Origin of the sequence: Halegenticoccus soli (genome assembly GCF_002844195.1) — an archaeon.
Lineage (GTDB): Archaea > Halobacteriota > Halobacteria > Halobacteriales > Haloferacaceae > Halegenticoccus > Halegenticoccus soli.
This window is the reverse complement of sequence record NZ_PEND01000003.1, coordinates 48,234-64,044: the sequence shown is the minus strand read 5'-3', so window position 1 is coordinate 64,044 and position 15,811 is coordinate 48,234. Positions and strand designations below refer to the sequence as shown.

Below are 15,811 nucleotides of genomic sequence, written 5' to 3'. Positions count from 1 at the left end.
ACACGATAGTGGTGAACTGGAGCATGGAGAGCACGTACTCTGCTGAGGTACCGTTTCGAGCGGGAATTATCGGGACCGGCTTTCTCGGCAAGGCGATGGGACGAGAGTTCCGCCGCCACGACCGGGCGACCGTCGGCGCACTGGCCGAACTCAATCCCGACGTTCTCATCGAGGCGGCGGATGAACTCGGTGTCCCTGAAGAATCACGGTACGAAGAGTACGAGCGCATGCTCGAAGAGGAGGACCTCGATGGGTTGGTGATAACGACGCCCCATGCGCTCCACCACGAACAGATCGTGGCAGGCCTGGAGCGCGACCTCCACGTCCTCTGCGAAAAGCCGCTCTGTACGTCCCTCGACGACGCCAAGGACCTCGTCCGCCGGGTCGAGCAGTCCGACCGAACGGTGATGCTCGGGTACCAACGGCACCTCGATACCGCCTTCCGAACGGCCCGCGAATACTGGAGCGAGCGCGAGACGAGCCCCGAGTTCGTCACCGCCGAGCTCACCCAGGACTGGATCAACGCGGTGCGCGGGTCCTGGAAGGCCACCGCCGACCTGAGCGGCGGCGGACAGCTGTACGACTCCGGGAGTCACGTCGTCGATGCGGTGCTGTGGGTGATGGACGAGACACCCTTGTCGGTGACCGCCCAGATGACGTTTCACGACGACGAAGAACGGATCGACATCCAGGCGGGGCTCACGGTCCGGTTCGAGAACGGCGGCGTCGCGACCATCGCCGTCTCGGGAGACGCTCCGCGCGTGAGCGAGGCCTACCAGTTCTGGGGCGAGGATGGCGCGACGCTCATCGACGGTCACGAGTGGAATCCCCGCCGATTCCGCAGCATCGACGGCGACGGCGACATCCGCACGCCGAATATCAATTTGGGATCGGAGATTCCGAAGGCCGACGCCTTCATCGAGGCCATCGAGACCGGCAGCGAACCGCCGGCCACCGTTCACGACGGGCTCCTGTCGACGGCCGTGACCGAGGCGGCTTACGAGTCCGCCTGGACCGGTAAACAGGTCGACGTTGACCTCGACTACTGACGCTTGACGACAATGAGCATGTACAGACGCCTCTCGGAGGCCGATGCGGAAGCGCTCGCCGAGCAGATCGGCATGGAGGTGACCAAGGGGGAGGCGGCGGCCGCCGCAGCCTACTCGGAATCCGACGCGTACGCCGACCTGGAATCCGCAGCACTCGACGCGCTGTGCGATTTTTCGGGCGGCGGAGACACGTACGGAGAGCCGCCGTACCGGCCAACGGACGGTGAGAACCCACACAACGCGTGGATCACCCTATTCGATCTCGTCCGGACGGGCGCCGATGGATTACTCTCGGACGTCGAGGTCGGTGTGAAAGACAACATCTGCGTCCGCGGCGTGGAGTTGACGAACGCCTCGCGCGGCTTCGAGGGGTTCGTCCCCGGAGCGCACGCGACAGTCGTCGAGCGCCTCCTCGACGCCGGCGCTCGCCTCCGCGGGAAGACGAACCTGGACGAGTTCGCCATGGGGCCGACGAGCGAGAGCAGCGCCTTCGACCCAGTGACGAACCCTCACGACGCCGAGCGGGTCGCCGGAGGCTCCTCTGGTGGGAGCGGCGCCGCCGTCGCCGCCGGCACTGTCGACCTCGCGCTCGGGTCCGACACGGGGGGAAGCATCCGCATTCCGGCGAGCTACTGCGGTGTCGTGGGGCTGAAGCCCACCCACGGGCGCGTCTCCAAACGCGGGTTCGTCACGCAGGGCGATTCGCTCGAAGAAATCGGTCCGATGGCGGCCGACGTAGAGACCGCCGCCCGCGGGATGGAAGTCATCGCCGACCCGCTTCCCCGCGAGGGACGCGAGCGCTTCGTCGACGATCTCGGGCGTGACCTCTCCGACACGCGGTTCGGTGTGCTCGGCCGGTACACCGACGGATTCGCACGCGACTCGGTGCTGGAGGAGTTCGACGCCGCGCTCGATCGCCTTGAGTCGCGTGGCGCGACTGTCGACACGATCGAAGTGCCGGAACTCGACCACGTCGGCGCGGCGTGGTGGGGAATCGCCCCGGCGGAGTTCGCCGCCGCGTACTTCACCAACGACATCGGCCTCTGGCGCCGTCGGGCGGGAATTCCGAGCCTCGCGAAAGGGTTCGAGCGGGTTCGTCGGGCCACCAGCGACGATATCAGCTCCGTCCCGAAGGAGGTTATCCTCCTCGGGGCTCATCTCCTGTTCAACCACGGCGGCTACCACTACGTCCGGGCACAGAATCTCCGCGCCGCGCTCACCGATGTCGTCGACGAGGCGCTCGAAGCGTACGATGTGCTGGTGACGCCGTCGACGCCCACGGTCGCCCCCGAACTCGGTGCATTCGGTAACGAGGAAATGCCGCCACCGAACGGCGCGCTCGCGCCGGCGAACGTGACCGGTCACCCGGCGCTCAGTGTCCCGTGCGGCGACGTCGACGGCCTCCCGGTCGGCCTTCAGTTGATCGGTCCGTGGCACGGAGAGAAGGACCTGCTCGACACCGCCTACGCATTCGAACAGAGCGCCTGAGCCCCGCGCGCTGAGAAGACTGACGACGGCTTCCACCTGTACCGGGCGAAACACCGTCGTTCTCACGACACGGCTACGCGTGGCACAACCGCCGGGGGAGCCCCCGTTCGTGAAGGACGTATTGCTCGAAGAACTCCGAGAGTAACCGCCCGCGGACGTCGGCGTACCGTTCGTCATCCCATCGGTTGTACAGCTCTTCGGGATCCGCGCGCAGATCGAATAACTCTCCGTACGGCTCGCCCGGGTACACCGTCAGCTTGTAGCGGTCGGTGACGTACGTGCGGACCCGGAGGCCGAGGTAGTCCTCGTCGTTCTCGACGACGGCGCCGTCGCGGACGGCGTCGATCTCGCCCGCCAGTTGCGGGCGGAGCGATCGGCCCGGCCACGCCGGAGGCTCCTGCGCCGCCTCGCGTTCCGGGGGCACCCGTCCTTCCGGGATCGGTACGTCGCAGAGGTCTAACACCGTCGGCGCGACGTCGACGGCACTGACGAGCCCGTCGCTTCGCCGACCGGCCGGGAGCTTTCCCGGCCAGCTCCACACCATCGGAACGCGGAGCAACCCTTCGAAGTGGAACGGTCCCTTGCGGAGCATCCAGTGGTCGCCCATCATGTCTCCGTGATCGGACGTGAACACGACAAGCGTCTCCCCGCGAAGCCCCGCGTCGTCGAGCGCGGTCAAGACGCGTCCGATCTCCCGGTCGACGAAGCTGATCATGCCATACGTCACGGCGACCTGTTCTCGAAGCTCGTCGTCGGAGAGATCGCTCGTTCCGTGGAACCCGCTGAGTTGCGTGTCGGTGTCGGCGTAGGCCTCACGATAAAACGGCGGCAGGTCGTCGAGTTCGCCCTCGCGCCGTGTCGGGAGATCCACCCTGTCGGGGTCATACATGCTCCCCCACGGTTCGGGCGCGGCGAAGGGGTGGTGCGGGTCGGGGAACGAACACCAGAGGAAAAACGGGTCGTCGCCCCCCGACAACCCGATGAATTCGCGGGATCGGTCGGCGATCCACCGGTTGTAGTGGAGTTCCTCGGGAAGCGACCAGTCGAACGTTTGGGGAGCCGGCCGGGGATCGTTGCCGGGGTGATCTTCGCGCAGGCGAGCCGCGGCGTCCGGACGCTCGCGTTCGAGCCACTGGCGGTACTGTCCGAAGATCCAACTCACGTGTCCGCCGGTGAAGTCCGCGGTTTCGAGGCCATAGTACGGTTCCGGCAGCGCCCGGTGACGCCCCACGTTCCACAGCGATCGCGCCTCGGGGAACTCCTCCGGCGCGACGACGCCCGCTTCCGCCGACGAACCGTTGATAGCGCCTGCAGCGGATTCGGCCTCGGTCACGTTCGCGGAGGCACTCTCCGCGACATCGGCACCGTTCGGGAGATCGTAGGTGTGCAGGTGGAGCTTGCCGACCGCGTGTGTCCGGTAGCCCGCGTCCCGGAGCGCGCCGGGCAGTGTCGGCAATGAGGGATCGAGCGGGATACCGTTCGTCCGGACGCCGTGATCCCGAGGCATCAATCCGGTGAACAGACTGGCCCGTGCGGGCATACACAGCGGGTTGGCGACGTACGCGCGCGAGAGCGCGACCCCTCGCTCGGCGAGCGCGTCGATGTTCGGCGTTTCGACGGTCGCGTTGCCGGCGTAGCCGAGGTGATCGTACCGCAGCTGGTCAAGAACGAAACAGATGACGTTTGGCCGATTCATCCACGGTCGTACCGACGGCGTCGGAGGTGGTAGGTGTTCTCGTGTGACGCGAGACCGAGAGACGAACGTATATAACGGTAGCCCGTGACAGGGGCGGTGTTCAGATGAGCCAACTCGACGAGATATTCGTCGTCCACCACTGTCACACGGACGTCGGATACACGCACGACCAGCCGGTCGTCTGGGACCTCCAGCGCCGGTTCATCGAGAGAGCCGTCGACCTCGCCGAACGCGGCCTCGACCGCCCGGATCACGAGGCGTTCCGCTGGACGGTCGAGACGACCGAACCATTGCTGCGGTGGCTTCGGACCGCGGACGACGAGCGTCTCGCCAGGTTCCGGGCGCTCGAAGAGCGGGGACGCATCGAGGTGAGCGCCATGCTCGGAAACCTCACGCCCCTGTACGATCAAGCGGAGCTCGTCGAGTCGCTTCGGCCGCTCAGACGGCTCCGCGAGGAGTACGGATTCGAGATCCGGACCGCGATGAACGGCGACGTGAACGGGCACAACTGGCCTCTCGTCGACCGCCTCCTCGACGCAGGTATCGACGGGTTCTCGATGGCGGTCAACAGACACTGGGGGGGCGCTCCGCTGGATCGACCGATGGCCTTCCGCTGGGAGGGACCGAGCGGTCGAACGCTCCGGACGTACAACGGCTTTCAGTACGGCGGCGGCTACAACATGGGCATCGGCCGGGACGCCGAGGCACTCGCCGAACGATGGCTCCCTCGACTCGAAGCGCTCCTCGACCGAATCGACTACTCCCCGCCGATACTGATGGTGCAGACGACCCACCCCTTCTTCGACAACAACCCCCCGTTCGCGGAGCTTCCCGCGTTCGTCAGCGAGTGGAACGGTCGCCCCGACGTGGCGGACGGGGACCTCCCGTCGCTCCGCCTCGCGACGCCGACCGAGTGGTGGGAGGCCGTCGCGTCCTGCGACGCGGAGCTCCCGGCGTACCGCGGCGATTGGACCGATTACTGGAACTTCGGCTCGATCACCAGCGCGCGAGAGACGGCGATCGCGCGGGAGAGCCGCCGTCGGCTGCGGACGGCCGACGCGGTGGAGGCTGCCCTGACCGCGATGGGTGCCGGACGGGACAACCGACAGCCTGCGCGGCGGAGCGGACCGGCCGAACGCGAACGCGCGTGGCGTGCCGTGACGATGTACGACGAGCACACGTGGGGTGCGGACGTCTCGGTCGAACAGCCGGAATCCGAAGACACGCGCAGCCAGTGGCACCACAAGGCCAAACACGCCTACGAGGCTCGAAGTCGGAGCCTGTTGCTCCGTCGCGACGCGACCGCCGAGTTCGCACGCCGCGTCGTCGGTCCGGAGGACGCGCGATGAGCGACGCGTACGACCGGGTGCTCGTCGCGAACCCGCTCCCGTGGGCGCGGACGGTTTCGGGCCCCGTCTCGAAGTACGCCGTCCACCCCCGCGGCCGTCCGGACGACGACCTGTCGGCCCGCCACTGGCAGGACCGTTCGATCAACGACGACGCCTTCCTGCTCCCTCCGACGGATGTCCCCGGCTACGGCTACGCCGTCGTTCCGACGGAGGAGCTACGTTCGAATGGCGGCTGGCCGTTCGACGAGCGGCGCGTCGTCGAAACTGACACGTACCGCATCACGTTCGACCGGGATCGGGGCGGTATCGCCGGATGGTGGGACAAGCGTCTCGACTGTGAGTGGGTCGACGAGGAGGCCGACTACCCGCTCGCGGGCATCGTGCGAGAGCGGCTCGCCGACCCGCACGGAGAGAGACCGCGAGACCGACTGTTTCGGGCGCCGTCCGCCGGCGAGGACAACCCGGACGGGCTGTGGAACGCGGCGCCAGACCTCGTCGAGGCCGAGGCCGGGACCGACACCTCGTGGGAGTCGCCGACGTGGGGGTACCAGACCGACTGGCACGCCGAGCGGTACGGTCCCGAGCAGGTGATCCGCCACCGGGTGTACCGGACGCCGCTCGGCTACGACGTCCGGCAGACGCTGGCGGTCGAGGGACTCGCGTCGGCCGTCGACCTGAGGGCGGTCGTCCCGCGCGAGGGGGCCGAAGTCGTCCTCGAAGCGACGTGGGAGGAGAGCCGTGACACGCTCCCTGCGTCGACATATCTGGCATTCCCGTTCGCGCTGCCCGAGCCGCGAGCACACGTCGACGTCGGCGGGCAGGCGGTGCGCTCCGGCGTCGACCAGTTACCGGGGTCGTGTCGGGACTACTTTACCGCTCAGCGGTGGGTCGAACTGTCGAACGACCACCGCGGGGTGACGGTCGGCTGTCCGCTGAACCCGATGGTGCAGTTCGGCGGCTTCCGGTTCGGCGACCACAACCGCGAATTCGCCCTCGATCGGGCGCTCCTGCTCGGATGGGTGACCACGAATTACTACAACACGAACTTCCGCGCTCACCAGCCCGGACGTGTACGAGCGCGGTACCACCTGCGCCCCCACGACGGCCCCTTCGACGAGGCGCGGGCCCACACCGCGGGCGCGGGCGCCGAACACGCGATACCGCTCGTCCAGCCGATTGCGGAAGCGGGAATCAACCCGGCGCTCCCCGAGAGTGGAAGTCTCCTCGATCTCCCCGAACCGCCCGTGCTCATCCCCTTCATCCGCCCGACGCGGGCGATCGGGATCGAGACCGCCCCCGTCGCCGGCGTGGGCGTACTAACTGGCGGAAGCGGGGATACGGTGACCGACGGGCGCGAGCTCGACATCGGCCTGTTGAACGCGAGCGACGAGGCCCGCACCGCAGCGGTCGGCCCTGGCGTGCTCGACATTGCGGCGGCGCGAATCGTCGGGCTTCTGGGCGAGGACACCCCCGAACGGTCACTCGACGCGACCCGTGACGCGTTTGAGGTCGACCTCAGTCCGCGGGAATTGCGCGTCGTCCGTCTCTCCTTCGAGGGGGGCGCATGAAGGCGAGCGAGATTCGCACTTACCTGCGGTCGCTCGACGACGGGTGGGTTGACTGGGACGACACGGTCGACACGTTCAAAACGGGCGATCCGCACGCGGACGTGGAGGGGATCGCCGTCGGCTGGATGAGCTATATGTGGGCGCTGGAACGCGCCGTCGAACTCGGCTGCAACGTCTTCATCATCCACGAGGGTACGTACTACGACCATGACGAGGAACCGATCCCAGGGAATCACCCGCCGAGCGTCGTCGAGCTGATAGACGCCAAGCAGCGGTTCATCGAAGAGCACGGTCTCGTGATCCTCCGCTGCCACGATCTCTGGGACCAGTACCCGGAAATCGGTGTACCGGACGCGTGGGGGCGTCACCTCGGCTTTGAGCCAGACGACGAGGTGCCGGTAGAAACGATGTCGACGCCGCCCGCGGCGTTCGGACGCGGTGATTACTACCGCGTGTACGACGTCGGCGAGCGAACCGCCCGGGAAGCGGCCAGCCAGATCGCAGGTGCGGTCCGCAACGTCGGCCAGGACGCGGTCGAACTGCTCGGCGAGGCGACGACGCCCGTCTCTCGGATCGCCGTCGGAACTGGCGCAATCACGCCCTTCCGACACCTATTCGACGCGTACGATCCGGACATGGTCGTCTGCTCCGACGACGGGTTCACGTACTGGCGGGACGGGCACGTCGCGGTCGACGCGGGCGTGCCGGTCGTCGTCGTGAATCACGCGACCAGTGAGGTGAAAAGCGTCGAACTGCTCGCCGAACACCTCGACGGTGCGTTTCCCGACGTGCCGGTCTACCACGTCGAGCAGGGCTGCATGTTCGAGCTTGTCCGCGGGTGAGCCGGCGATCCCGCGTCGGGAGCCGGGTTTACAGCGTGGACGGCGTCACGCGAGGCCGTGTTCGGCCATCTTCTCGCGGAGAAACCGAGCCGAGCGGTCGAGGTGATCCTTTCCCTTCTCGGCGTCGTAGCCGTCCTCGATGGAGATCCAGCCGTCGAAGCCGGCGTCGGCGAGTATCGAGAACACCGCGTCGTAATCGATCATCCCTTCGCCGACGACACCGTGCTGGAGGATGTCGGCGTACCCCCGACCGCCCTCCGCCTCCATCTCGCGGAGATCCTCCATAGTCCCTCCTTCGAGGTACCGGTCGCTCGCGTGCATCGTCGCGACCCGATCGGCTACCGCTTCCAGCAGTTCGAGCGGATCGTCGCCCGCGATGATGGCGTTCGAGGGATCGTAGTTGACGCCGAACCACGCACTCTCGTCTACGCGATCGAGTAGGTCGAGAAAGAGGTCCATCTGCTGGGCGAACTCCGGGTGCTCCCAGTAGTCGTCCTTGTAGTGGTTCTCGAGCACGAGCGTCACCTCGTAGGCGGCCGCGTGGGGGAGCAGTTCCTCGATACAGTCGCTCACCCACGCCAATCCTTCCTCCCGGGAAACATCCGGTCGTCGCTGGCCCGAGAGAACCCGACAGTAGCTCCCGCCGAGCCGTGCGGTCGATTCGATGGCGCGCTTCTCCCGTTCAACCTCCTCTCGGCGCGTTTCGGGATCGGGGTTGGTGAAGTCCGGCGAGTAGCACATCATCGGAATCGAGAGTCCGCGGTCGGCGGCGGCCGATCGCAGGTACTCCAGTTCTGCAGGATCATCGTCGGGCGTGATGCCCCAGTAGAACTCGACACCGTCAACGCCGATGTCGCTTGCGACGTCGAACCATTCTTCGAGGTTCATCTCGCCGTCTATCAGTCGGCCGAGATAGCACTTTGGAAACGCGGCGAGCGGCATGTCAGGCGGTCACCTCCGTCTGTCTGGCCTGTATCGGGATCCGACTCATGCGTTCGGCGTCAGGACGCACTTGATGTAGTCGCGGTCGTGCATTCCCGCGAAGCAATCGCGCCACTCTTCGAGCGGTGCCACGCGGTCGACGATCGGTTCGACGTCGAGTTGACCAGTGCTGAGTAGTGTGATGACCTTCTCCCAGATTGACCACGTGTGCGAGAAGCTTCCCTGTACTGTGACCGCCTTCTGGACAACTGGATCCATGCTGTACTCCATCGGTTGCGGCCCCCAACCGACTTTGGTGATGTGACCGTCCGGACGAACCGCCTCCATCGCCGTTTCGAACGCTGCGGAAACGCCCGCAGCGTCGATGACGGTGTCGACGCCGAGGCCATCGCCGACGTCGTCGACCAAATCCGAGGGGTCGTCGGTCGCGGTGTGCGTCGCACCGAGCTGCTCGGCGACGCGGAGTCGATCTTGGTCGGCAGGTACTCCCTGAACAACGACAGTGCTCGCGCCGGCCAGCGCCGCCATCTGGACGCACAGGAGGCCGATCGGCCCAGGGCCGAGTACGAGCACGCTGTCGCCGGGGTTGACGTCTGCGTTTCCGCAGACGGCGTTGTAGGCGACGCTGCACGGTTCGGCCAGCGCGGCCCGCTCGAACGGGAGATCGTCGGGGATGTGGTGGAGACACCGCACCGGGACGGCGACGTACTGCGCCATCGCGCCGTCGGTCCCGTAGCCGAACCCTTTCCGGGAAGGGTCGAGGTTGTACAACCCTCGACGACTGAGCGGAGACGTCTCGTCGATCTCGGCCGCCGTCTCGCTGACGACGCGGTCGCCGGGTGCGAACTCGTCGCTTCTCTCAATCTCCTCGATCACGCCGCCGAACTCGTGGCCGAGCGTGACGGGATAGTTCACGTCCCAGCTGTGACTCCCGTGCCACTGGTGGACGTCACTGCCGCAGATTCCCACCGCCTCGACCCGAACCAGCGCCCCGCCCTCGTCGATCTCGGGAACGTCAACCTCTCGAAGCTCGACGCGCTCCGGTTCGTAGTTGACGACCGCCGGCATCCGGTCGCTCCGCTGTGCGACCTGCTCGGTCGTGGATTGCCTACTCATATCTGCCTGCAAGTCTTCCTGCTCACAAATAACTACTGATTATGGAGGTTCCGAGCGCTACAGTCTGTCACCGATGGTACAACACGAAAGCGATAGATCAACCGGATCGACGGCCAATCACGGCGTAGCGCGTCGAGATCGGAGCGGAACTTCCCGTTGGAGGTCGGGGCAACCTTCGGCGTTGGCGACGGTGTGAAGAGTGGTCGCTCCCGTCGTCCAGCACCGCAGGAGCCCGATATTTTATCACGTCGAACTTTGAACGTCACCTATGCCGAAAATCGCGTTCATCGGCGCCGGAAGTATCGTCTTCGCGCGGAACCTGATGGGGGATATCCTCTCGTTTCCCGAACTGGAGGGCAGTACGATCTCACTCATGGATATCGATCCGGATCGGCTCGATCGGACCGCGACGGCGGTCGACGCGATGCTCGAACACAACGACGTCGAGGCGGCCGTCGATGCGACTGTGGATCGGAGCGAAGCGCTGACCGATGCGGACTACGTCATCACTACGATCCACGTCGGCGGGCGCGAACCGTTCGAGAACGAGATCTACATCCCGCGGGAGTACGGCGTCAATCAGGCGGTCGGAGACACGCTCGGCCCAGGTGGAATCTTTCGATTCCTCCGCACAATTCCGGTGATGCTCGACCTTGCCCGGGATATGGAGGAGCTCTGCCCGGGCGCCTTGCTGCTGAACTACACAAATCCGATGGCGATGCTGTGTTGGGCGATCGACGAAGCGACGGACGTCGAAATCGTCGGACTCTGCCACAGCGTTCAGCACACCGCGGAGGCGATCGCGAAGTACGCCAAGGTCCCCGCAGACGAGCTCGAGTACTGGGTCGCGGGCATCAACCACATGGCGTGGTTCCTCGACGCCGAACACGACGGCGAGAGCGTCTACCCCGACCTGTACGAGGCGATGAACGATACGGAAATCTACAAGCGCGACACCGTCCGCTTCGAGATCCTTCGTCACTTCGACGCCTTCGTCACCGAGTCGAGTAATCACATGTCCGAATACGTCCCGTACTTCCGAACGGAGCCGGAACTCATCGAGGAGTTCTCCGTCGACGAGAACTTCGACGATTACTTCGTCGAGTGGATGCCGACTGGGCGGTACTTCGAACACTGGTGTTCCTACCAGGAGGAGGCGGCCGAGATGGATCCGTCGGACATCGATCCGGAGATCGAACGGTCCGAGGAGTACGGCGCCCGGATCATCCACTCGACGGAGACCGGCAAACGCCGCCGGATGAACCTCAACGTTCGCAACACCGACGGGCTGATCACCAACCTGGCGACCGACGCCTGCGTCGAAGTTCCGTGTCTCGTCGACGGCAGGGGAGTGAATCCGTGCTCCGTCGGCGCCCTCCCTCCGCACCTGGCCGCGCTCGATCGGGCGAACGTCGACGTCCAGCGTCTCGCTGTCACGGCCGGGCTGGACCACGACCAGACTGCCCTGCGGCAAGCCGTTAAGCTCGATCCGCTGACTGCGGCGTCCTGCAGCCTCGACGAGATCGACGCCATGGTTGACGACCTGCTGGCGGCGAACGCTGACTATCTGTCGGATCAACTCCTCGCGTAGGATCGGCGGTACCTTCAGGCGGCGACCGATTCGGTCGCCGGCGATGCGGCAACCGTCCGTGGGCGGCAGCGCGGCTCGGCGGCCGAGACAAACCGGAAAGACGCGGCGGCGAAAGGCAAACAGTTTAGCCGGCGTCGTTCGTGTGAGAGAATATGTCACGAGATCGGTCGACAGCGCCGTATCGAGACGCGTCGGTACCCACCGAGAGACGCGTCGAGGATCTCCTCGATCGGATGACCCTCGAAGAAAAAGTCGCGCAGCTCACGTCGATCTCCCCGATTCCGGTCGCCGGATTTCCCGGAAGCGACGATGCGCTGATCGACGAAGACGGGGCCCTCGACCGTATTCGCGCCCTCGAACTGTTCGAAAACGGCGTTGGGCACGTCACCCGTGTCGGAGGCGGCGGGGGGCTCGATCCCGATCGTGCCGCTGCGGTGACAGTCGAACTCCAGGACCTTCTCGTCGCCGAGACGCGTCTGGGCATCCCAGCGATCCCGCACGAGGAGTGTCTGGCCGGCTACATGGGGCCGGGCGGAACGACGTATCCGCAGGCGATCGGACTGGCGAGCACGTGGGACCCGGACCTGATCGAGGGGATGACGAAGCGAATTCGGGAGCAGCTTCTCGCCATCGGCACGGTCCACGCGCTCTCGCCGGTGCTCGACGTCGCCCGAGACCCCCGCTGGGGTCGGACCGAGGAGACGTTCGGCGAGGATCCACAGCTCGTCGCCGAGATGGCCGGCGCGTACATCCGCGGTCTCCAGGGCGAAGATCCGAGAGAGGGCGTCTCGGCGACGGTCAAACACTTCGCCGGCCACGGCGTCGGCGAGGGCGGCAAGAACCGTCCGACCGCTCACCTCGGCGAGCGTAAGTTGCGCGAAGTCCACCTCTACCCGTTCGAAGTCGCCGTCCGGCAGGCCGGCGTCGAGTCCGTGATGAACGCCTACCACGACATCGACGGCGTTCCCTGCGCGGCCGACCGCGAGTTGCTGACCGGTGTGCTCCGCGAGGAGTGGGGGTTCGACGGACCCGTCGTTTCGGATTACTTCAGCGTCATGCACCTCATCACGGAACACGGCGTCGCCGAGACGCCGCGTGAGGCCGCCGTCAGGGCGCTTACCGCCGGCATCGACGTCGAACTTCCGGCTGTCGACTGCTACGACCGGTTGGTCGACGCCGTCGACTCCGGCGAGATCTCCGAAGCGGCCGTCGATACTGCCGTCCGACGCGTCCTCCGACAGAAATTCCGGAAGGGACTGTTCGAAACACGCGGTGTCGACCCCGATGACGCTGGCGCGGCGTTCGGATCCGACGTGAACCGCGAGTACGCCCGCAAACTCGCCCGCGAGTCGGTGACGATTCTAAAAAACGACGGGCTCCTGCCGCTCTCCGATCCTGATTCGGTCGCGGTCGTCGGGCCGAAGGCTGACGCGCCCGTAGGGCAACTCGGCGACTATACCTATCCGGCCCACTATCCCGACGAAGAGTTGACCCGTCACGTCGTGACGCCGCTCGAAGCGTTCGAGTCACGGCTGGGCGAAGATGTCGTCACGTACAGCGAGGGATGCACGACGACCGGTTCGACGACCGACGGGTTCGACGAGACCATCGCCGTCGCCTCCGACAGCGACGTGACCGTCGCCTTCGTCGGCGCCCGGTCGGCACTTGCGCTCACCGACGATGTCGAGTCGCGGGCGGAACAGCCCGACCTCCCGACCAGCGGCGAGGGTGCCGACGTGACCGATCTCTCGCTACCGGGCGTTCAGAACGACCTGCTCGAGGAACTACACGCGACGGGGACGCCGCTCGTCGTTGTGATCGTCAGCGGCAAACCACACACCGTCACGTGGGCCGACGAGCACGTTCCAGCCGTGGTCCACGCCTGGCTTCCCGGCGAGGAAGGCGGCCACGGCATCGCGGACGTACTGTTCGGAGACGACGACCCGGGCGGTCGCCTGCCGATTTCGATTCCGAAGAACGTCGGCCAGCTCCCCGTATACTACAGCCGGCGGCCCAACAGCCGAAACGAGCGCCACGTCTACACGGACAGCGACCCGCTGTACCCCTTCGGACACGGGTGTTCGTATACGGAGTTCGCGTACGGCGACCTCGAACTCTCCGACCGCGAAATCGGCCCGGCAGGAACGGTTACGGCCGCGGTCACCGTCGAGAACACGGGCGAGCGGGCCGGCTCCGAGGTCGTCCAACTGTACGTCAGCGAGTGCGAGCCGTCGCTCGTCCGCCCGGTTCAGGAGCTCAAGGGCTTCCGACGAGTCCGCCTCGATGCGGGCGAAGCGGTCCGGATCTCGTTCGAACTGTCGGCGACAATGCTGGCCTCCCACGATCTTAACATGACCCTCGCGGTCGAACCCGGGCCGTTCGAGGTCCGGGTCGGCCGCTCCGCCGCGGCCATCGAGACGACCGAGACGTTCGACGTCGTCGGCAACCGCTACGAAATCCCGAGGGGCGGTCGCGAGTACACGACGCCGACGAGCGTCGAGCACGTCGACGCGGACTCGGGGGAGCCCTGATTCGAAGACGCACCCGACGAAGCCTCGCCGCCTTCGATTCAAATGGCGGATCGGCTCCGAGCTCGCGGTTCGACCGCGCCGAACTCGATGCTCCGATCTCTCACAGAACGTCGCGGTACTGCTGTTCGAGCCGGTCCGCGACCGGCGCGCGGTCGGTTTCGCGGAGGCGGGCAAGATACCGTCGAAGCTTCTCGGGACGCCGGGTGGCGTGGTACGGACCGCCCTCCGCGATCACCATCCAGAGCGGATCCCGAAGCCCGGTGGGCGCGTCGGGGTTCCCACCGCGCTCGCCGCGGGCGGACTCTCCCATCCGGGCGGCGTGCCACGCTTCGAGGCGCCGCGTGCCCTCGGCGACGACGTCGGGGTGCCCGCCAGCCAGATTCGTCGTCTGGTGCGGATCCGCGTCGATGTCGTACAGTTCCACGTCGTCGAAGTCGTGGAGCCCGTCGTGATACGTCCGCAGCAGGAGCCAGTTGCTCCAGCGGACGCCGCGCTGGCAGGTCAGCGCGCCCTGGCTGAGGACGAGATGATCGCGGCCGCTCTCACCTTCGCCGGCGAGCGCGGTGGCGAACGATCGCCCGTCCCACCCGTCGGCAGCACTCGTCCCGATCAGTTCGGCGAGCGTCGGCGCGAGATCGAGGGCGTAGTGAAAGCCGTCGTCGACGCCGACCCCGACACCCGGTCCACTCATTACCAGCGGAACGCGACCGGTCGGCAGGTCGGCCGTGTGGTGGTCGCCGTAGATGTTACACTCGCCCTGGTTCTCGCCGTGATCGGCGCTGACGATCACCAGCGTCTCGTCCCGGATGCCGTGACGTTCGAGTTGAGCGAGAAGCTCTCCGACGTAGTCGTCCATGTACCTGATCCCGACGTCGTAGCCGTCGATCCACTGTCGGAAGTCCTCGTGGGATTCGATCTGCGCCGGTGTCCGCTCCAAGCCGGGGTCCGCACCCCAGTCGATGCTCTGGTCGGGAGTCTTGCCGACGCCGTGGAGATCGCGGGCGCTGTGGGGGCCGTACCCCTTCCAGTGCTCCCGGATCGCCTCCTCGTCGGGCCACTCGGGCGCCGGATCGTCCTCGAACGGGTTGCCGTACGCCGCGGGCGTGTCGTAGGGCGTGTGCGGATCCCAGAAGTTAACGTGGAGGTACCAGTTTTCGTCGCTCGCGTGCGCGTCCAGCCATCCCTCGGCCCGGTCGTACACTTCGTCGGCGCGTTCGAACCCGCGTCCGCCGGTGTCTCGCCAGTCCTCGAACCCGTCGAGTACGTGCCAGGCCCCGTGTCTGGTCGGGAACGAACTGACGAGCGCGGTGTGGTGGCCAGCGCTCCGAAGGACTGCCGGCAGTGTCCGGAATCGCTCGTCCGTCGAGAACCCCCGGTCTCGACCGGTCCGCCGTGGCTCCGACGCGAGCCCCCCGTGGTTGACGACCCCGGTGTGGATGCCAAAGCGGCCGGAGAAGAGCGCTGTCCGCGACGGCAGACAGGGGAGATCCGACGCGTAATAGTCGGTGAACCGCATGCCGTCGTCCGCGAGGGCGTCGATGTTCGGCGTCGTGTTCCGGTCGTATCCGTAGCAACCCAGGTGATCGGCCCGGAGCGAATCGCAGTCGATGTACAGGATCCTCATGTGTCGTGGATCAAG

General features: G+C 66.4%; 11 protein-coding genes. 7 read left to right on the top strand and 4 right to left on the bottom strand.

The genetic code is table 11. From position 1 onward, the window contains the following. Window positions 1–23 precede the first annotated feature (23 nt). On the top strand, window positions 24–1,049 hold the full coding sequence (locus CNO20_RS08920; protein WP_101295806.1) for a Gfo/Idh/MocA family protein: 1,026 nt from the start codon (window positions 24–26) through the stop codon (window positions 1,047–1,049). A gap of 12 nt (window positions 1,050–1,061) precedes the next feature. After that, complete coding sequence (locus CNO20_RS08915; RefSeq protein ID WP_101295805.1) at window positions 1,062–2,537, top strand: amidase; 1,476 nt, start codon at window positions 1,062–1,064, stop codon at window positions 2,535–2,537. A 73-nt stretch (window positions 2,538–2,610) separates the two neighbouring features. On the opposite strand, the gene CNO20_RS08910 is transcribed toward CNO20_RS08915, so the two are convergent. Then, window positions 2,611–4,233 (bottom strand): sulfatase family protein, encoded by a 1,623-nt coding sequence (locus CNO20_RS08910; protein ID WP_101295804.1) that lies wholly within the window; start codon window positions 4,231–4,233, stop codon window positions 2,611–2,613. A gap of 104 nt (window positions 4,234–4,337) precedes the next feature. Here CNO20_RS08910 and CNO20_RS08905 point away from each other — a divergent pair, with 104 nt between their 5' ends. The 3 genes from CNO20_RS08905 to CNO20_RS08895 are packed head-to-tail and all read left to right on the top strand — an operon-like array spanning window position 4,338 to window position 7,992. Then, window positions 4,338–5,582, top strand: a complete 1,245-nt coding sequence (locus CNO20_RS08905; protein WP_101295803.1) for a glycoside hydrolase family 38 N-terminal domain-containing protein — start codon at window positions 4,338–4,340, stop codon at window positions 5,580–5,582. Further along, window positions 5,579–7,150 (top strand): alpha-mannosidase, encoded by a 1,572-nt coding sequence (locus tag CNO20_RS08900; RefSeq protein ID WP_101295802.1) that lies wholly within the window; start codon window positions 5,579–5,581, stop codon window positions 7,148–7,150. Before CNO20_RS08905 ends, CNO20_RS08900 begins: the two co-directional genes overlap by 4 nt. After that, entirely contained in the window at window positions 7,147–7,992 is an 846-nt protein-coding gene (locus CNO20_RS08895) for a Nif3-like dinuclear metal center hexameric protein (RefSeq protein ID WP_101295801.1), read from the top strand. The genes CNO20_RS08900 and CNO20_RS08895 overlap by 4 nt, the downstream gene beginning before the upstream one ends. Before the next feature lie 45 nt (window positions 7,993–8,037). Here CNO20_RS08895 and CNO20_RS08890 read toward each other — a convergent pair whose 3' ends face one another. Then, the gene (locus tag CNO20_RS08890; protein ID WP_199174781.1) at window positions 8,038–8,880 is read right to left on the bottom strand and encodes a sugar phosphate isomerase/epimerase family protein; all 843 of its coding nucleotides are present in this window, start codon (window positions 8,878–8,880) and stop codon (window positions 8,038–8,040) included. Between the two features lie 99 nt (window positions 8,881–8,979). Next, a complete protein-coding gene (locus CNO20_RS08885) occupies window positions 8,980–10,050 on the bottom strand; it encodes a zinc-binding dehydrogenase (RefSeq protein WP_199174780.1) in 1,071 nt (356 codons plus the stop codon). A 268-nt stretch (window positions 10,051–10,318) separates the two neighbouring features. Here CNO20_RS08885 and melA point away from each other — a divergent pair, with 268 nt between their 5' ends. Both melA and CNO20_RS08875 read left to right on the top strand, forming a co-directional pair. After that, window positions 10,319–11,641 carry an alpha-galactosidase gene (gene melA, locus CNO20_RS08880; RefSeq protein WP_101295799.1) on the top strand — a complete coding sequence of 441 codons (1,323 nt, stop codon included), beginning with the start codon at window positions 10,319–10,321 and terminating at the stop codon, window positions 11,639–11,641. A 152-nt stretch (window positions 11,642–11,793) separates the two neighbouring features. Continuing rightward, window positions 11,794–14,172, top strand: a complete 2,379-nt coding sequence (locus CNO20_RS08875; protein ID WP_199174779.1) for a glycoside hydrolase family 3 N-terminal domain-containing protein — start codon at window positions 11,794–11,796, stop codon at window positions 14,170–14,172. Between the two features lie 100 nt (window positions 14,173–14,272). On the opposite strand, the gene CNO20_RS08870 is transcribed toward CNO20_RS08875, so the two are convergent. Beyond that, window positions 14,273–15,796 carry a sulfatase family protein gene (locus tag CNO20_RS08870; RefSeq protein ID WP_101295798.1) on the bottom strand — a complete coding sequence of 508 codons (1,524 nt, stop codon included), beginning with the start codon at window positions 15,794–15,796 and terminating at the stop codon, window positions 14,273–14,275. Window positions 15,797–15,811 lie beyond the last annotated feature (15 nt).